The 17,906-nt window shown below is 61.6% G+C and carries 16 protein-coding genes; 6 read left to right on the top strand and 10 right to left on the bottom strand.

Annotated elements, in window-relative coordinates; genetic code table 11:
• Nucleotides 1-117: 117 nt before the first annotated feature.
• Nucleotides 118-2,223: an elongation factor G gene (gene fusA, locus CX511_RS16060; protein ID WP_045183298.1), complete on the bottom strand. Its 2,106-nt coding sequence runs from the start codon at nucleotides 2,221-2,223 to the stop codon at nucleotides 118-120.
• 187 nt (nucleotides 2,224-2,410) lie between these two features.
• Here fusA and dsdA point away from each other — a divergent pair, with 187 nt between their 5' ends.
• Both dsdA and dsdC read left to right on the top strand, forming a co-directional pair.
• A complete protein-coding gene (gene dsdA / locus CX511_RS16055; RefSeq protein WP_101292746.1) occupies nucleotides 2,411-3,763 on the top strand; it encodes a D-serine ammonia-lyase in 1,353 nt (450 codons plus the stop codon).
• A 2-nt stretch (nucleotides 3,764-3,765) separates the two neighbouring features.
• Nucleotides 3,766-4,698, top strand: coding sequence for a DNA-binding transcriptional regulator DsdC (dsdC, locus tag CX511_RS16050; RefSeq protein ID WP_045183294.1), 933 nt, complete (start codon nucleotides 3,766-3,768; stop codon nucleotides 4,696-4,698).
• 47 nt (nucleotides 4,699-4,745) lie between these two features.
• Here dsdC and CX511_RS16045 read toward each other — a convergent pair whose 3' ends face one another.
• From CX511_RS16045 to CX511_RS16020, 5 genes are all read right to left on the bottom strand, one after another.
• Nucleotides 4,746-5,018, bottom strand: coding sequence for an Ada metal-binding domain-containing protein (locus CX511_RS16045; RefSeq protein WP_231353313.1), 273 nt, complete (start codon nucleotides 5,016-5,018; stop codon nucleotides 4,746-4,748).
• Entirely contained in the window at nucleotides 5,009-5,530 is a 522-nt protein-coding gene (locus CX511_RS25445) for a methylated-DNA--[protein]-cysteine S-methyltransferase (protein WP_101292748.1), read from the bottom strand. The genes CX511_RS16045 and CX511_RS25445 overlap by 10 nt, the downstream gene beginning before the upstream one ends.
• Nucleotides 5,531-5,612: 82 nt before the next feature.
• Complete coding sequence (locus CX511_RS16030) at nucleotides 5,613-6,299, bottom strand: TIGR04211 family SH3 domain-containing protein (RefSeq protein ID WP_101292750.1); 687 nt, start codon at nucleotides 6,297-6,299, stop codon at nucleotides 5,613-5,615.
• 180 nt (nucleotides 6,300-6,479) lie between these two features.
• A complete protein-coding gene (gene ppnN / locus CX511_RS16025) occupies nucleotides 6,480-7,853 on the bottom strand; it encodes a nucleotide 5'-monophosphate nucleosidase PpnN (RefSeq protein ID WP_045183289.1) in 1,374 nt (457 codons plus the stop codon).
• Between the two features lie 86 nt (nucleotides 7,854-7,939).
• Complete coding sequence (locus CX511_RS16020; RefSeq protein ID WP_101292752.1) at nucleotides 7,940-9,061, bottom strand: DmpA family aminopeptidase; 1,122 nt, start codon at nucleotides 9,059-9,061, stop codon at nucleotides 7,940-7,942.
• A gap of 178 nt (nucleotides 9,062-9,239) precedes the next feature.
• Here CX511_RS16020 and CX511_RS16015 point away from each other — a divergent pair, with 178 nt between their 5' ends.
• The gene (locus tag CX511_RS16015; protein ID WP_373432760.1) at nucleotides 9,240-10,034 is read left to right on the top strand and encodes a helix-turn-helix transcriptional regulator; all 795 of its coding nucleotides are present in this window, start codon (nucleotides 9,240-9,242) and stop codon (nucleotides 10,032-10,034) included.
• Between the two features lie 3 nt (nucleotides 10,035-10,037).
• Nucleotides 10,038-10,661, top strand: coding sequence for a glutathione S-transferase (locus tag CX511_RS16010; RefSeq protein ID WP_045183465.1), 624 nt, complete (start codon nucleotides 10,038-10,040; stop codon nucleotides 10,659-10,661).
• Between the two features lie 6 nt (nucleotides 10,662-10,667).
• Here CX511_RS16010 and ampC read toward each other — a convergent pair whose 3' ends face one another.
• Nucleotides 10,668-11,834, bottom strand: a complete 1,167-nt coding sequence (ampC, locus tag CX511_RS16005; RefSeq protein WP_101292774.1) for a class C beta-lactamase — start codon at nucleotides 11,832-11,834, stop codon at nucleotides 10,668-10,670.
• A gap of 133 nt (nucleotides 11,835-11,967) precedes the next feature.
• Between ampC and CX511_RS16000 the strand changes: the two genes are divergently transcribed.
• Entirely contained in the window at nucleotides 11,968-12,879 is a 912-nt protein-coding gene (locus tag CX511_RS16000) for a LysR family transcriptional regulator (RefSeq protein ID WP_101292754.1), read from the top strand.
• On the opposite strand, the gene CX511_RS15995 is transcribed toward CX511_RS16000, so the two are convergent.
• The 3 genes from CX511_RS15995 to CX511_RS15985 form a co-directional block, all read right to left on the bottom strand.
• Nucleotides 12,854-15,529: a DUF4132 domain-containing protein gene (locus CX511_RS15995; RefSeq protein WP_101292756.1), complete on the bottom strand. Its 2,676-nt coding sequence runs from the start codon at nucleotides 15,527-15,529 to the stop codon at nucleotides 12,854-12,856. The genes CX511_RS16000 and CX511_RS15995 overlap by 26 nt on opposite strands.
• A 3-nt stretch (nucleotides 15,530-15,532) precedes the next feature.
• Entirely contained in the window at nucleotides 15,533-15,925 is a 393-nt protein-coding gene (locus CX511_RS15990; protein ID WP_052675505.1) for a hypothetical protein, read from the bottom strand.
• A gap of 75 nt (nucleotides 15,926-16,000) precedes the next feature.
• The gene (locus tag CX511_RS15985) at nucleotides 16,001-16,819 is read right to left on the bottom strand and encodes an AraC family transcriptional regulator (protein WP_045183276.1); all 819 of its coding nucleotides are present in this window, start codon (nucleotides 16,817-16,819) and stop codon (nucleotides 16,001-16,003) included.
• Nucleotides 16,820-16,898: 79 nt separating this feature from the next.
• On the opposite strand from CX511_RS15985, the gene CX511_RS15980 reads away from it, so the two are divergent.
• Complete coding sequence (locus CX511_RS15980; protein ID WP_045183274.1) at nucleotides 16,899-17,891, top strand: bile acid:sodium symporter family protein; 993 nt, start codon at nucleotides 16,899-16,901, stop codon at nucleotides 17,889-17,891.
• Nucleotides 17,892-17,906 lie beyond the last annotated feature (15 nt).

Below are 17,906 nucleotides of genomic sequence, written 5' to 3'. Positions count from 1 at the left end.
AGCCGTTGCCGCCAGGCTGCGATCGGCTGCGAACGGTCGTCATCCCGCCACCCTGATGGGGTGTGAGTGGCGGGCGTTTCACGCCCGATCGCAGCCTGGCGGCAGCGGCTACAGGCCTTATCCCTGTTTTTTGATAATCGCGTCCGCGATGCTTGCCGGGGCTTCGGCGTACTTGGTGAATTCCATGGTGTAACTGGCCCGGCCCTGCGTCATGGAACGCATTTGGGTGGAGTAACCAAACATCTCGCCCAGCGGCACTTCAGCCCGTATCACCTTGCCGGCAGGGGTTTCGCCACCTTCCTGGATCATTCCGCGACGGCGGCTCAGGTCACCCATGATGTCGCCCTGGTATTCCTCTGGGGTCACTACCTCGACTTTCATCACCGGCTCCAGCAACACGGCACCGCCTTTTTGCGCCAGTTGCTTGGTGGCCATGGAGGCCGCGACCTTGAACGCCATTTCGTTGGAGTCAACGTCGTGGTACGAGCCATCAAACACCGTTGCTTTCAAGCCAATCAGCGGGTAACCGGCCAGCACACCGTTCTGCATCTGCTCTTCGATGCCTTTTTGAATTGCCGGGATGTACTCGCGAGGAACCACGCCACCGACGACTTCGTTGACGAACTCCAGGCCTTCCTTGCCTTCTTCACCCGGTGCGAAGCGGATCCAGCAGTGGCCGTACTGGCCGCGACCACCGGACTGGCGGACGAACTTGCCTTCAATCTCACAGGTATTGCGGATCTTCTCGCGATAGGCCACTTGCGGCTTGCCGATGTTGGCCTCGACACCGAATTCACGCCGCATGCGGTCAACGATGATGTCCAGGTGCAGCTCGCCCATGCCGGAGATAATGGTTTGTGCGGTTTCTTCATCGGTGCGCACGCGAAAGGACGGGTCTTCCTGGGCCAGCTTGCTCAAGGCGATGCCCATCTTCTCCTGGTCGGCCTTGGTCTTGGGTTCGACCGCCACCGAAATCACCGGGTCCGGGAAGTCCATGCGTTCGAGGATGATTGGTTTGTTGATATCGCACAGGGTGTCGCCAGTGGTGACGTCTTTCATGCCGATCAACGCGGCGATATCACCGGCGCACACGGCCTTGATCTCGGCGCGCTGGTTGGCATGCATCTGCACCATACGCCCGACCCGTTCCTTTTTGCCTTTGACCGAGTTGAGCACCGCGTCGCCGGAACTGAGTACGCCGGAATAGACGCGGGCGAAGGTCAGGGTGCCGACGAAGGGGTCGGTGGCAATCTTGAACGCCAGGGCAGAAAACGGCTCGCTGTCGTCAGCGTGGCGCTCCAGGTGCTTGTCTTCGTGATCCGGATCGGTGCCATTGATGGCGGGGATTTCCGAGGGCGCTGGCAGGTAGTCGATGACCGCATCGAGCATCAGCGGCACGCCTTTGTTCTTGAACGAGGAGCCGCAGATCGCCGGGACAATTTCATTGGCCAGGGTGCGTTGGCGCAGGCCGGCCTTGATCTGCTCATTGCTCAGCTCTTCACCGTTGAGGTAAAGCTCCATGAACTCGTCATTGGCCTCGGCGGCCGCTTCGATCATGTGTGCGCGCCACTCGTTGGCCAGCGCCAGCATGTCTTCAGGAATGTCTTCTTCGCGATAGCTGGTGCCGTTGTCATCTTCATTCCAATAGATGGCCTTCATCTTCACCAGGTCGACCTGGCCGATGAAGTGCTCCTCGGCGCCAATCGCCAGTTGGATCGGTACCGGATGGTGGCCCAGGCGCTGGTCGATCTGTTTGACCACCTTGAGGAAGTCAGCGCCCTGGCGGTCCATTTTGTTGACATAGGCCATGCGCGGCACATGGTATTTGTTGGCCTGGCGCCAGACCGTCTCCGATTGCGGTTCCACGCCATCGGCGCCGCTGAACACCACCACGGCACCGTCGAGTACACGCAGCGAGCGCTCCACCTCAATGGTGAAGTCAACGTGACCGGGGGTGTCGATGATGTTGAAACGGTATTTTTCCGGGAACTGCTTGGTCGAGCCTTGCCAGAACGCCGTGGTCGCTGCCGAGGTGATGGTGATCCCGCGTTCTTGCTCCTGGGCCATCCAGTCCATGGTTGCGGCGCCGTCGTGCACCTCGCCCATTTTGTGGTTGACCCCGGTGTAGAACAGGATCCGTTCGGTGGTGGTGGTCTTGCCCGCGTCAACATGGGCGACGATACCGATATTGCGGTACAGCTCGATGGGGGTGGTGCGCGCCATGATGGGTCACCTGTAGATGTGTGCGTCAGACGATGAAGAGGGTATTCCCAAGGTAGCAGAAGTGCGCCGGTCTGCACGTTGGCGCATGGCTGAACAGGGATCATCCATGGCCTGAGTAACCATCGGTTGTAATGCACCCGGCGCCTGACGCTTAATCGTTCTATCCGCTTGCCAATGGAGTATGACCATGCCGCTGCAACGACCTGTGAACGACTGGTGTCAGAGCCACCCGCTGATCGCCGAGCTGGTGGCGTTGCGCCCGACCTGCTGGTTCAACCCGCACTGTGCGCCGACTGCTGAAGCGTTGGGTGATGTGCCGTTGACTGCGCAGGATGTGCGCGAGGCCAGCGAGCGATTGCAGCGTTTTGCACCGTTCATCCAGTCGGCGTTTAGCGAAACCGCAGCCAGCGCCGGCATCATCGAGTCGCCCTTGTTGCCGCTCCCGGCGCTGCAGGCTGTGCTGCGCGCCGAGCATCAGTTGCCCGAGGGCGGTGCCCTGTGGCTCAAGGCCGACAACCTGCTGCCAATTTCCGGTTCGATCAAGGCCCGTGGCGGCATCTATGAAGTGCTTAAGCACGCGGAAGACCTCGCGCTGGCCGGTGGACTGCTGCAGCCGGGTGATGATTACGCCACGCTCGACAGCGAGGCGGCACGGGCGTTCTTTGCCCAGTACAGCATTGCCGTGGGCTCGACCGGCAACCTCGGCTTGTCGATCGGTATCATCAGTGCGCGCCTGGGCTTCAAGGCCACGGTGCACATGTCGGCGGACGCTCGGCAGTGGAAGAAAGACCGCTTGCGCGCCCATGGGGTCGAGGTGCGCGAATACAGCGCTGACTACAGCGTAGCGGTGGAACAGGGGCGTCAGGAAGCTGAAGCCGATCCGCGGTGTCATTTCGTCGACGACGAGAACTCGCACAACCTGTTTCTTGGCTACGCTGTGGCGGCCGAGCGCCTGCAGCGCCAATTGATCGAGCAGGGCATTGCGGTGGATGCCGAGCATCCATTGTTTGTCTACCTGCCGTGCGGCGTCGGCGGTGGCCCTGGCGGCGTGGCGTTTGGCCTGAAGTTGGTGTTTGGCGATGCGGTGCATTGCCTGTTCGCTGAACCCACCCATTCGCCGTGTATGTTCCTCGGCGTTTATACCGGGCTCCATGATGAGGTCTCGGTGTATGACGTTGGTATCGATAACCAGACCGCGGCCGATGGCCTGGCGGTGGGGCGGCCTTCAGGCTTTGTCGGCCGGGCGATGCAGCGCCTGATCGACGGTTACTACACCGTCGACGATGCCACCCTGTACCGCTTGCTGGCGCAGATGCAGGCCTGTGAGGGCTATGAACTGGAGCCGTCGGCACTGGCCGGGGTGCCCGGCATGGTGCAGGTGCTGCACGAAACCCAGGGCTATCGCCAACGCCTGGGGCTGGATGACGCGCGTATGCAGCGGGCCACTCACCTGGTCTGGGGTACGGGCGGCAGCATGGTGCCGCGGGCAGAAATGGACGCGTATCTGGCCAAGGGCCGTATCGTGCTGGCCGGGCAGTGAGCATGCTCAACCTGCCACCACGCCTTGGCAACCGTCTGACCGGGGCGCAGTTTGCCAACCTGCACACCTTCGCCGTGGCCGCGCGGCACTTGAGTTTTACCCTGGCAGCGCAAGAGTTGCACCTGACCCCCAGCGCAGTCAGTCACCGTATTGCCCGGCTCGAACAGGTGCTGGCGTTGCGCCTGTTTGAACGCCTGACCCGACGCATTCGCCTGACGGACGAAGGTGAGCGCCTGTACCGATTGGTGCAGGGGCTGGTGGAGGACCTGGAAGAAGCCCTGCAGGCGGATTCCACCTCGACCGTCAGCGGCGCCCTGACGCTCTATGCCCGGCCGTCCATTACCCAATGTTGGCTGGTACCGCGGCTGGCGGACTTCCAGCAGCGCAATCCGCAGATCAGTCTGGACATCCGTACCGGCAACGAGGCGGTGGATTTTCGTGCCCGGCATATCGACCTGGCACTGCTGTATGGCGACGGGGACTTTCCGGGGTTGGTCAGTCAATTGCTGATGGCCGAACAGGTGGCGCCGGTGTGCAGCCGCCAATACGCCGAGCGTCATGGCCTGATTGATGCGCCCGAGCAATTGCGTCAATGCACGTTATTGCACGATGCCCTGGCCTGGGAGCATGCCGCCTTTGATGCCGAGTGGCAGCGTTGGGCGCGCCAGCATGATGCGCAGGCGCACCTGCCAAGTGCAGCGCTGACGTTCGATCGTGCTGATTTATGTGCGGTGGCTGCAAGCAATCATGTCGGCGTGGCCATGGGCCGTCGGCAATTGGTGCAACCGCTGATCGATCAAGGGTTGTTGATCCTGCCGCTGGGTGAATTCGAACCCGCGGTGGGGCAGGGCTATTACCTGGTGCATCCGCCGCGTGATCCGTTGCCGTTGCGGGTTAGGGTGATGATTGAGTGGTTGCGTGAGTGTGCTGAGTGAGGTGTCGACCTTATCGCCGGCAAGGCCGGTGCCCACACTGACCGCCTTCACTCATCGGCACCGCTCTTCCACTGCCGGTAGGCTGCTCGCATGCACACCGCACAGGGTCGATACCCCGCGGCCCGCGCAGCCTCGACATCGAGAAAGAACACCCGGTGCTTTACATACCCGCCCCGCGCGATAGCCCGCAACGCCCCCGGACAGTCCAGTCGTCCATAGATCTTGCTGCGACGATGGCCACCCAGTTCGCCGGGTTGCGCGCTCAGGTACTCAATGCCATCGGCGCCGAGCAGCCGCCAAGGCCCGCAGCTCACGCGCACGCCTGACGTTCATGGTCCAGCAGCCAGCGTTTGCGTTCGATACCCCCACCATACCCAGTCAGCGCACCGCTGCTGCCGATCACACGGTGGCAGGGAATAGCCAGGCTGATCGGGTTCAAGGCATTGGCCAAGCCAACCGCCCGTGCCGCAGCGGGGCTGCCGATCATTGCGGCAAGCTGGCCATAGGTTCGGGTGCTGCCCACAGGAATGTGCCGCAACGCCGCCCACACGCGTTGCTGAAACGGCGTGCCACCGGCATCGACCGGCACCGCGTCCAGTGCATGCAAGTCGCCAGCAAAATAGGCGCGGATCGGGTCACTCAGTTGCTTCAGGTCAGTGGTGTCATGCAGGGTGAAACGCCCCCTGAAGCGCGTCTGCAGCAGGCGCAGCAAACGCTTTTCCGGCTCGTCGAATTCCAGGCCTAACAACTGTCGACCGTCACTGACGATCAGTACCTGGCCGATGGGGGCGGGCAGCGCAATGCGCTCCAGCAGAAGCTCACAAGCGGGCATGCGGCAATCCTCGTTCGACAGGTTTGGCTGGCCACTGTAAGGATTGTGCCGCGTTGCGTCACCCCGCTGCTTGTGTTCGAACTCAGAACCAGCGGTCGTTACGTTTGCGCCCACGACTCAACGCCGGAAGGATCAGGCCGGCGAGCAGGCCTGCGCCCGCGATACCGCCGCCGTAGACCATGTAACGCATCAACACGTGTTTGTTTTCATCGCCCAGGCGTGCCTGGGTGCTGCGCAGCTCCGACTGGGTGTCGCTGAGCTCGGCATTGAGCGCCTTGCTGCGTGCCTCCAGTTCGTCAATCAGGGCTTTGCGTGAGTCCAGGGTCTCCTGCATGCCTTGCACGCGTGCTTTCCAGCTGTCGTCGATGGTCTTGAGTTGCTCGCTCAGTTGCGTGACCTGCTCGGTCAGTTGTGGCAAACGCTCGGCTTGGCCGGGAACCGCTTGCAGGTCGCTGCTGGTGATCCAGACGATATCGCCGGATTCGCCACGCACCTGGCTGTAGTTACCCTGGGTGCTGAGCAGGGTGACTTTCTGCCCGGACTTGAGGTTGCCGACGATGCGGTGGCCATTGGTCGGCCCGCTACGCACGAAGGTGGTCAGGCTGTCGCTGACCCAGCGCTCACCCGTGTCGGTGGTTTCTTCGGCCTGCAAGGGGCCGCTCAGGGCAATCAGGGCACCGATCACGCCAAGGGAAAGTCTGTTGCGCGGGCGCAGCAAAGCAGGGGAATCGGGGGTAAGCGCCGCAGGCACAGGACGAGAGATAGGCATGATGGTCTTCGCGTGAAGTAAAAATTAAAAGCCCGGTGACTGGGCCAGTGAACGTGGGCGTGCACGCAAGCCGCCAGCTGAAAGACCATTTTTCTGCAGGCAGGTTCACTGAGGGAGGTAGGAAAATGGCAGCAAATGTTGCGGGCACAGCCTGTGCCCGCCATCAGGGGAGGCTCGAAGTCAGGTCACGACACGGTAGCAAGGCACGTACTCGGCGCCGCCTGGCAGCTTCATGCGGTGCTGGGCAACGAAGGCTTCCAACAACTTGCCGAGCGGGTGCAGCACGGCCGCATCGCCATGAATTTCGTAAGGACCTTTCTCTTCAATCAAGCGGATACCCTTGTCCTTGACGTTGCCGGCAACAATCCCGGAAAACGCCCGACGCAGGTTGGCCGCCAGTTCATGGGCGGGCAGGTCCCGGCGCAGTTGCAGGCCGGCCATGTTCTCGTGGGTCGGATCGAACGGGCGTTGGAAACCTTCTTCGATCTTCAATAGCCAGTTGAAGTGGAAGGCGTCATTACGCTCGCGGCGGAACTGCTTGACCTCCTTGAGCCCTTCGACCATCTGTCGGGCCACTTCAGCCGGGTTGTCGATGATGATCTGGTAATGGCGCTGGGCGGTGTCGCCGAGCGTGGCTTGCACAAAGGCATGCAACTGCAGCAGGTACGGCTCGGCGCTTTTCGGGCCCGTAAGGATGACCGGGAACGGCAGGTCGCGATTGTCCGGGTGCATCAGGATGCCGAGCAGGTACAGGAACTCTTCGGCGGTACCGGCGCCACCGGGGAAGATGATGATGCCATGGCCGACGCGTACGAACGCTTCAAGGCGCTTTTCGATGTCCGGCAGGATCACCAGCTCATTGACGATCGGGTTGGGCGCCTCGGCGGCGATGATGCCGGGTTCGGTCAAGCCCAGATAGCGGCTGCCGCTCATGCGCTGCTTGGCGTGGGCGATGGTTGCGCCCTTCATCGGGCCTTTCATCACGCCCGGGCCGCAGCCGGTGCAGACATCCAGCTTGCGCAGGCCCAACTCGTGGCCAACTTTCTTGGTGTACTGGTATTCCTCGGTGCTGATCGAGTGACCGCCCCAGCACACCACCATTTTGGGCTCAACGCCAGGGCGCAGGGTGCGGGCGTTGCGCAGCAGGTGGAAGACGTAGTCGGTGATGCCCTGGGAACTCTCCAGGTCGATGCGCTGGCTGGCCAGCTCGCTCTCGGTGTAGACAATGTCGCGCAATGCGCTGAAGAGCATTTCGCGGGTGCTGGCGATCATTTCGCCATCCACGAAGGCATCGGCCGGGGCGTTCAGTAGCTCCAGGCGCACGCCGCGATCCTGTTGGTGAATGCGTACTTCGAAGTCCTTGTAGGCTTCGAGGATGGTTTTGGCGTTGTCGACATGCGCGCCGGTGTTGAGAATTGCCAGCGCGCACTGGCGGAACAGGGTGTACAGGCTGCCGGAACCGGCTTCACTCAGTTGCTGTACTTCACGTTGAGACAGTGTTTCCAGGCTGCCTTTTGGGCTGACAGATGCATTGATAACTTCACGTTGGGGCATTCTGGGTTTCCTGTGAGCGGGTAAACGTCCATCTTCAGAACACCACCATACCGACAAATTGTCGCAGCAACGAGTGCCTTTAATGCTCAGGTTGTTGGCACTGCGCGAGGACCAGCCTTCCAACCGACGGCCGCTAAGGCTTCTAGCAGTTGTTCGGGCTTCAGTGCGAGTGCTTGGTGGCCATTGGCCTGAAGGTCGCTGGCGGCGAGCAGCGCATTGAGGATCGCTTCCTCGACGGCATCGGCCGCGGCGCTGAACAAGGCTGAAATGTGATCGTTATTGACCATCTGCACCGTGGTGGTGGGTACTCCAGGGCGACCGACATTGGTCACCGGCAGGTCGCGGTTGCCCACTGAGAACGCCACGAAGATGTCGCCGCTGCTGTCTTCAGTACCGCCGCCGACCCGCGCCAGGCCCACGCTGGCACGCTGAGCCAGGCGCGTGCATTGGTGCGGCAGCAGCGGTGCGTCGGTGGCCAGGGTCACGACAATTGAGCCCATGCCAGCCTCACCCACGGTGTCGCTGCCGCGAAACGGCGAGGGCAGTTCGCTTAACGCTTCGCCCACCGGGTAGCCGCCGACTCGCAGCGCTTCGCGTACGCCATAGTTGGCTTGCACCAGCGCGCCGACCGTCCAGCCGCCGATTTCCGCGTTCAGTACCCGTGACGAGGTGCCGATGCCGCCCTTGAACTCGTGACAGATCATTCCGGTGCCGCCACCCACGCAGCCTTCGGCCACCGGCCCTGAGCGCGCATCGGCCAGGGCGGCCTGGACGTGCTCGGCAGTGACATGCTGGCCCCAAATATCATTGAGCACGCCGTCATAGGTTTCCAGCACCGTCGGCATGCACCAGTAGGTGCGTTGCTTACCCAACTCGCGCTCGGCAGCCACCAGGGCATCACGGACCACACCCACGCTGTGAGTGTTGGTGTAGGCAATCGGTGTGGTCAACAGGCCAGCTTCGCGAATCCATTCAAGGCCAGTCGCATCGCCATTGCCGTTGAGCACGTGCACGCCGGCAAAGCATGGCTGCAGGTGCGCCGACTGCGGTCGCGGCTCGATGACGGTGACACCGGTGTGCACCGCCTGCGCACCGCTTTCATCATGAAGGGTGTAATGGCCCACACGCACGCCAGGCACATCGGTGATGGCGTTGTAGACGCCAGGTTTGCCCATGCCAATACGAATGCCCAGGTCACGAATACGCATTGCTTCACTGCTCCATCGGGAAGGTTCGAAGGCCGGCGGTTGCCGCACTTGCCGCAGCATCATGCGGTGCATGACAAACCGGGCGGGCAACGGCAATACTGCGTGCCGGTGTGCAGAGTCTAGGAACTCGGCCCGCCGTTGGCGATTACCCCCAGTTGTTACCCCCGAGGAGTTATCGGTGCAGATGCTATTCGAAGCCGCCGCCCATCATCACGGGCTGGCCAAGGTGATCGCGCAGTTGGGCCAGCCAGGATTCTGGCACCAGACCCTGGCCCTGCTGAACCAGATGCTGCCGTTCGACAACGGGCTGGTGATCTTTGCCGAGCATGACCACGCCCCCGTGGTACTGGCCGAATTCGACCGTGGTTTCAGTAACGCACCGTCACCCATGCCGCTGTACCTCAGTGGCCTGTATTTGCTCGACCCGTTCAACCAGGCCATGCACGAAGGCCTGGCCGATGGCGTTTACCGCATGGAAGAGGTGGCGCCGGACGAATTTCGCCAGAGCGACTATTTTCAGAACTACTTTCGCTCAGCCATCGGTGAAGATGAGCTGCAACTGGTGCTGAACCTGGCGCCCGGACAGTTGTTAGCCATTTCTCTAGGCGCCAATCAGCGCTTCGAGACTGCGCACCTGGGCCAGATGCAGCTGTATGCGCCCTGGTTGCTGGCGCTCTTGCGTCAACACTGGGCGCTGCAGAATCCGGCCCTGGCCAACCGCAGCCATGCCACGCCGGTGGAGCGTGCACTGGAGCACTTTGGCAGCGATACGCTGTCGGCCCGCGAGCTGGAAATCGCCCGCCTGGTGCTGCGCGGTAATTCCAGCAAGGCGATTGCCAAGCGCCTGGCCATCTCTCAGGAAACGGTAAAAGTGCACCGGCGCAACCTGTACGCCAAACTGGGTGTTTCGTCGCAATCAGAACTGTTCAGCCTGTTCTTGCAACGGCTGGGTCAACACGAGTCACAGGAGTGAATGATGGTGCGGATACTGGGCAAGGCGTCATCGATCAACGTGCGTAAGGTGCTGTGGACCTGCGCGGAGCTGCAGCTGGCTTTTGAGCGGGAAGACTGGGGCTCGGGGTTTCGTTCGACCCAGGACGAGGCCTTTATGGCGCTCAATCCCAATGCCATGGTCCCGGTGATCCAGGACGGCGATTTCGTGCTGTGGGAGTCCAACACCATCATTCGTTACCTGGCCTCGCGTTACGCGGGTGAGTGGCTGTACCCGTCAGCGCCTCAGGCACGGGCGCGGGTCGACCAATGGATGGACTGGCAAGCCACCGATCTCAATGGCTCGTGGAGCTACGCTTTTGTCTCCCTGGTGCGCCAATCACCCGCCCATCAAGATGCTGACACGCTGGCCGCAGCCTGCCGCAATTGGAATCGGCATATGACCATCCTCGACCGCCAGCTTGAACGCACCGCAGCCTATGTCAGTGGTCAGGACTTTTCGCTGGCCGATATCCCTATCGGCCTGTCGGTCAACCGTTGGCTGCAGACCCCGTTGGAGCGTCCGCCGTTGCCCGCCGTCGAGGCGTACTATGAGCATTTGAGCACCCGCGAAGGCTACCGCCTGCATGGACGCAACGGCACCCCTTGAGGGCGACTACTGGTCCAGCGCAGTGAGAATGGCATGGGCGACTTTTACCCGCTCGGTATTCGGGTAGTTCTTGTTCGCCAGCAAGACAATGCCGATCTGCCTGGACGGCACGAACAGTACGTACGCACCGAAGCCATTGGTTGAACCGGTTTTGTTCAGCAGCGTGTTGGCGTGCAGCGGCTGGGCCGGTTTCAGCCAGGTTGTCGGGTGTGGCTCAAGGGTCATCGAGGAAAAGTTCCCTGCCAGTAGTTGGTCGAGGCTGATCGGGTAGTCATACATTTCCCAACCCAGCCCCTGGGTCATGGCGCCGACGCGGTAATAGCCGGTTTGAGTGGTGGCGATGGCGCGCTGCAACGGCGGACTCAGGCGCTGTGGCTGCATGTTCACGTCGAGGTAGTGAAGCAAATCAGCGGCGCTGGTTTTCACCCCGTAGGCTTCGGCATCCAGCGCGCCCGGACCGACCCGCAGCGGTTGATTGTCTTTGTTGTAGCCTTGGGCGTAGCGGTCCATTTGTGTCGCGGGTACTTGCAGGTAGGTGTGTTGCAAGCCCAGTTGTGGCAGCAGCTGCTGTTGCATCAGCTCAGTGAAGGGTGTGCCCATGCTTCTTGCCGCCAAATAACCGAACAAGCCCAGGCTTGGGTTGGAATACAGCCGCTGTGTGCCGGGGGCATAGGCAGGCTTCCAGTGCGCGTAGTAGCGGAGCATGTCGTCCTGGTCCTTGACCTGGTCAGGGAACTGCAGGGGCAGGCCACCGGCGCTGTAGGTTCCCAGGTTGAGCAGGGTAATGCCGTCAAAAGGCGTTTTGGCCAACGCCGGCCAGTGCTTGCTCGCTGGGTCGCTGAGCGACAGCTTACCGCTGGCCTGGGCAAAACCGGCGAGGGTGGCGGTGAAGGTCTTGCTCACCGAACCGATCTCGAACAGGGTGTCGGCGTTGACGGCCTGCCCCGTCTGTATTGAGGCCACCCCGTAGTTTAAGTAATGCTGCTTGCCCTTGACGCTGATGGCGACGGCCATGCCGGGGATGGCGTGTTGCTGCATCAATGGGCGCACGGCAGCGTTCACGGTCGATGCCACTTCTGCGTCAGAAAGGGGAGACGCGAGCGTCTGACTGGTAAACAAGAAAAGTCCTACAGCTGCCAGAATCCCTGGCTTGGCCTTGATTGTCTTGGGCATCATCGGGCAAGGTTCCATGTGCGTTGATTGTAGTGAGCCTGTCTGCAGCAGGGAGCGCCAATCTAGGTGCATTGCCGGCTGGGGACAACCGATGATATTTCGCAGCAGTCATTAGAAAAATTAGGGGTTATGAATGATCCGACCGCATCTGCCGCTGAATGCCCTGCGGGCTTTTGAAGCTTCGGCGCGGCACTTGAGTTTTACCCGTGCGGCGATCGAGTTGTGCGTGACGCAAGCTGCGGTCAGTCATCAGGTCAAGAGCCTCGAAACCCAGCTCAATGTCACCTTGTTCAAACGCTTGCCACGGGGTCTGATGCTGACCCGCGAAGGCGAGACTTTGTTGCCGGTACTGCGCGAAAGCTTCGACCGCATTGCCCAGACGTTGGAATGTTTTGAAGGCGGGCATTATCGTGAGGTGCTGACAGTGGGGGCGGTGGGTACGTTCGCTGTCGGTTGGTTGTTGCCACGATTGGCGGATTTCCAGGCCCGTTATCCCTACATCGACTTGCGTCTGTCGACCAACAACAACCGTGTCGATGTCGCTGCTGAAGGGCTCGATTATGCGATTCGTTTCGGCAGTGGTGCCTGGCACGGTACCGAGGCATTGCCGTTGCTCGAGGCGCCGTTGTCGGTGCTCTGTACACCGCAGATTGCTGAGCGATTGCACACCCCGGCGGACCTGCTGCAGCAGACTTTGCTGCGCTCCTACCGGACCGATGAGTGGCAGGCGTGGTTCCAGGTCGCCGGTGTACCCAGCGCCTTGCAACCCTCGCGCACGGTGGTTTTCGACTCGTCGCTGGGTATGATGGAGGCTGCGCAGCAAGGGGTTGGCGTGGCCCTGGCGCCACCCTTGATGTTCGAACGGCTACTGGCCAGCGATGCGATTCGTCAGCCGTTCGCCTTCAGCATCAGCACCGGCAGTTACTGGCTGACACGCTTGCAGTCGCGGGCCGAGAGCACCGCGATGCAAGCCTTCAAGGATTGGCTGCGCGGTGCCGTGGCGACACCTGGCAGCAATCTCAACGCTCGGCTATCTGATCGGTGATGGTCGGATCACTGATTTTGTCGTCATCGATCAGCAGCAAGGCTTTGGAGAGGATGATCGATAACAGCGTGTCACCTTCAAACGGCAGGTAGTGCGGCATGGCCTGGGTGCGCGCCTTGGCGTCAGGGACGATACACAGGTACTGATCGTTCGGCTGCATCAGGATGTTGCCCGAACCCAGGTGGATTTTGTAGCTGCGCAATTTGCCAGTGACTTCCAGGAAGCGTCCGCGCAGGGACCATTTGCCTTTGAGGCGGGTCATGCGCGGTAGCAGTTTTTCCAGCAGTTGCTTGCGGGTTTGCGCTGTAGCGCCCAGTTCTGCAAACGCCTCTTGTCGCCAATAGTCGCGCAGGCGGCCGTCGGCCCCGCCATCGGCCCATTGCGGGTCATTGGCCAGCGACGCCACGCCGACAAACAGGTCGATGTCGCGCATGACTTCGCTCAACACCAGCGCTGGCACCTGGGTCAAAGGCAGCGGTGCGGCATCTTCGGCATTACGCCAATGCTCTGGGGTGTAACCACCGCCAGCGGCAGGCGCAGTACGTTGCTCGGCATCGATGGGGTAGAAGCGCACCTGGTCAGTGCTCAGGTGCAGGAAGGTGCCAGAATCGTTGGTGTCGACTCCAAAATTGTCACCCACACCCTCGATCCAGAACTCCGCCCGCAGGCCCCAGGTCGGCAGTTCGCGGCTGGCCGCAGGGTAACTGTCGTCAACCAGCAGGCGTAGTTGATTGCGCCAGCCGCGGCCGGTGGCCAGCGCATGGAACTGGTGCTGGCGCAGAATATGGGCGGCGAAGCGGTTGGAGTAGGTCGCAGTGTGACGCTCGGCGTCGGTCAGCAGGTAGACCTCACGGTGTGCCTGCTTGAACGGTTGGGTGATGTGCAAGGCTTCGATGCGCTCGCGCCAGGCAACAATCTCTTCCAGGGGGCGGCCGATGGGGTGCCAGAGGCGTACCTGCGCCTCGCTGGAGGGCATGACGATGCTGCCATCGAGGGTTTGCAGGCAAGCGTCGTTGAAGATCAGCGCACGGTCCTGGCCGGATTCGCTGACCGTCCAGATCAATCGACGCGCCAGGGTGCCTATCAGCGGGTGGTCGAGGTAACGTTCCTGCCACTCTGCGAGGGGCCAGTGCTTTTCCAGCAGGAACAAGGTGTCCAGTCGCGCCGCCTGGGCCGGGAGCATGGCGCTGATGTCTTTTACCGCAGCCTGCAGGTCTTTGAGTGCCTCTGTGTGTTCGGTCTTGACCTTGGCGGGCACCGATTTCTGGGGCGTACCGTCAGCGTGGAACCAGTTCAGCGTTGCCTGCTTGCCATCAACGCTGACCTCGGCAATGTAGGCGCCCTCGGCAAAGGTTTCCCGGCGCAGGCCCACCTGCTCCAGGCCATAGGTGGGAACAGCGAGTTCTTCGATCTGATCGCGTGGCAGTTGCAGCGCTTGGGCGGCACTGGTGAAGGCTTTTTCGATCTCTTTTTGTGCGCTGCTGAGCTTGACCCGCGCCTTGAGCACGGCCAACTGGCCGACTGCTTCACGGGTCGGGATTGATGCCAGAGCGAACACCGCCGCATTGCCCACCTTGGGCGCCCGCGCGCCAATGCCGCGGACTTTGCGGTAGCCACTCAAGGCAACCCGGGTCAGGGCGCGTGTCAGTTCGCTGTCGGCCAGCATTGGAGTGATCCACAGCAAGCCGCGCAAAACTGTGGCATTGCCTTGGCTCATACGCGCGCGATCATCGACACTGTGCCAGCGGTCAAACAACAGCGCCCCGGTGCGACCGCTATCAACGCTGGCGAACCAGCGCAACAGCGCAGAGCGTAGCGGCGCTTCCCCGACCTTGTGCACTAAGGATTGAGCGTGCTTGAGCCACTTTGCCGCAGGCCGCGCCGAGGTGGCAGTACCGGCGTGACGCAACAGGTCCAGCCACTGAGCTTGGCTATCAGCAGGTAACGTTTCGACGTCCTTGAAGGCCAACTGCGTCCAGTGTTCGCAGGGCACAAGCACCTGCCAGATGCCGTCGCCCAACAGTGGATCGAGCTTGGTTGCCAGGTGTTCGCCATAATTGCCGACTATGACGGCATTACCGTACTGGTCGGGATCGGTGCATTGGCTGCGCAATACCCTGAGCAGGTCGCGCAGAGCTTCAGGCAGTTGAGGCAATGGCTGGGTACTGATCCAGTTGATCACCGTCAGGGTCGGCACAACGTTGTAATAGCCGAAACGGTAGCCGGTGATCCACTGCAGTACCGGGACAGCCAGTTGTTCGAGCACCTCATCGCTTTGCATCAACAGACTGACCAGCGTCGGCATGACCCCGTCGTCGAAGCTATGGGCAAAGCCATAGGTGATGCTGGCGCTGCTCAGGCCGCCATCGTAGGCAACGATCCGCTCGATCAGCGCCAGGGCCAGACGCATACGCTGTTGCGGTTGTGCCAGTGTGGCAATGGCCGGCAGTTTGCCCAGGGCGGCGAGTATTTCCTCGGGACGGCCGTGGATGTCTTGCAGCAAGGGCAGCAGTTCGCTGATCAACTGGTGTTCGTGGCGCAGTTCGCTGGTGGCCAGCAGCGGATAGCCGTCCGGGCCGATGTGCTCAGCCACGCCAAGGTCGGTTTGCGGGAGGTCGAGGACAAACGCCTGAAGTTGTTCGAGTGCCATGATTCAGCCTCCCACCAGCGGTGTCAGTTTGATGAAGTTGACCACGCTGTCATGGCGGATGGTCAGGGTTTCGTCGAGGCTTTCGGCCTGGTGCTCATCAAAGAGAATGACGAAGCCATTGCGTTCGAACGCCTGGTAGGCGATGTCGACCTGTTTGCGCCAGTCCACCGGCTCATGCTCAGGGGTCTTGCGCACACCGTTGAGGGCGACCTCCAGCGGATCGGGGATCACCAGGCGTTGACGACGGCAAGTGTCCTGAGCCTGCAGTTGGACTTCCTGATGGATACGCTCACGGATTAACTGGCGTACGGTGATGTTGTCGCTAGGAAAGTGCAGGGCGAACGTTTCAAACACTTCCCCTGAGACTGATTCGTCGCGGACGGTGAGCGTTGTCATGGGAACTCCTTTTCTGACAGGCGGCTTAGCGGACGGGCGCAAGGGTAGCAGGCCGGGCAGAGGATTTCGACGCGATTACTGCTGCTGTTGGGCATCCATTCGTGCCCGCAAGAACGCGCCCGGTGGCAACCCGAACTGCTGGCCGAACGCGGCAATGAAGGCAGACAGCGAGTCGTAGCCGCAGGCCAGCGCCACATCGGTAACCCGCTCACCACGCTCCAGTGCTGGCAATGCGCTGAGCAGGCGCATGCGCTGGCGCCAAAGGCGGAAACTCAGGCCGGTTTCGCGCTGGAACAGGCGGCTCAAGGTCTTTTCCGATACGCCTGCTTGCCTGGCCCAGGCGCTTAGGCTGGTTGATACATCGGGCTGAGCCTGAAGGTGGCTGCACAATGCGCGCAGGCGAGGGTCCTGGGGGAGGGGCAGCATCAGTTGTTGCTCGGTCGCCATCGCCAGTTGGTCGAGCAGTACTTGCACCAGGCGTCCATCGGCGCCGTTGATGTCGTAATGCACCGGCAGTTCGCTGAAGGTTCGGATCAACTCGCGCAACAAAGGATTGACTGCAATCACCCGGCAGAGGCTAGCCGACCAGCCGGCGGGGGCGTGTTCAAGATACAAACTGCGCAAGCAGGCATCGCCGGGGCAACTTACCCGGTGCTGGACCTGTGCCGGCACCCACACCGCACGCTGCGGCGGCACCAGGTAGAAACCGCTGTCGGTGTGTACCTGCAGCACGCCGCCAATGGCGTAGGACAACTGCCCCCAGGGATGCGCATGGCGGTAGCCCAGGACGATGTTGGGCAACGTCTGGAGATGACCGTAGAGCGGGCGTGGCAGCCGCTGCAGGTGCTCGAGCACTTGCGGCTCGGGCAGGGAGGATTGTCCGTTTGGCGACACTGTCAGGGTTCTGGCGTTAGTGAAGTCGGTGCAAAGACCTTATCGTCTGCCGCGCCACAATAACAAGTCAGGATCGACCATGAAGTACTTGCGGATGCTGTTCGACAATTTCACCCTGGCCCTGCTTGGGGTGATCCTGGTTGCAACCTTGCTGCCCTGTGAAGGCAGCGGTGCGGTGCTGTTCGGTTGGCTGACCAACCTGGCTATCGGCCTGCTGTTCTTCCTGCACGGTGCGAAATTGTCTCGCGAGGCAGTGGCGGCCGGGGCCGGCCACTGGCGTCTGCATTTATTGGTGTTTGCGTGCACCTTCGTCATGTTCCCGGTGCTGGGCATGGCGCTCAAGCCGTTGCTGTTGCCCCTGGTGGGTGACGAACTGTACCTGGGTGTGCTCTATCTGTGCGCCTTGCCAGCCACTGTGCAGTCGGCGATTGCCTTTACCTCGCTGGCCCGCGGCAATGTGCCAGCGGCGATTTGCAGCGCGGCCGCCTCGAGCCTGCTGGGAATCGTCTTGACGCCTGTGCTGGTGGTGGTGCTGATGGGCGTGGAGGGCGACAGCGGCTCAAGCCTGGATGCCGTGCTGAAGATTGTTCTGCAGTTGCTGGTGCCCTTTGTCGCCGGGCAATTGGCGCGGCGCTGGATTGGCAGTTGGGTGGCGCGTAATGCACGCTGGCTGAAAATCGTTGACCAAGGCTCGATCCTGCTGGTGGTCTACACCGCGTTCAGTGATGCGGTGGTCAGTGGCCTGTGGCATTCGGTGGCGCCCTCGCGGCTGGCCGGCCTGGTGCTGGTCTGTTGTTTGTTGCTGGCGCTGGTGCTCTGGTGCACGGCAGCCCTTGGGCGCTGGCTGGGGTTCAATGTCGAAGACCGCATCACTATCCTGTTCGCTGGCTCGAAGAAGAGCATGGCCACTGGCGTGCCAATGGCCCAGGTGCTGTTTGTCGGCGGCGGCATTGGCGCGATGATCCTGCCATTGATGATCTTTCATCAGATCCAGCTAATGGTCTGCGCGGTGTTGGCCCAGCGCTACGCGGCGCGCAATGAGGCAATCGGGGATTCGGTTCGACAACAGTAGCGTGTTACATTATAT

It is taken from the genome of Pseudomonas sp. S06B 330, assembly GCF_002845275.2.
Lineage (GTDB): Bacteria > Pseudomonadota > Gammaproteobacteria > Pseudomonadales > Pseudomonadaceae > Aquipseudomonas.
Note: the sequence above shows the minus strand (reverse complement) of the source record. Positions and strands in the feature narration are given on the sequence as shown.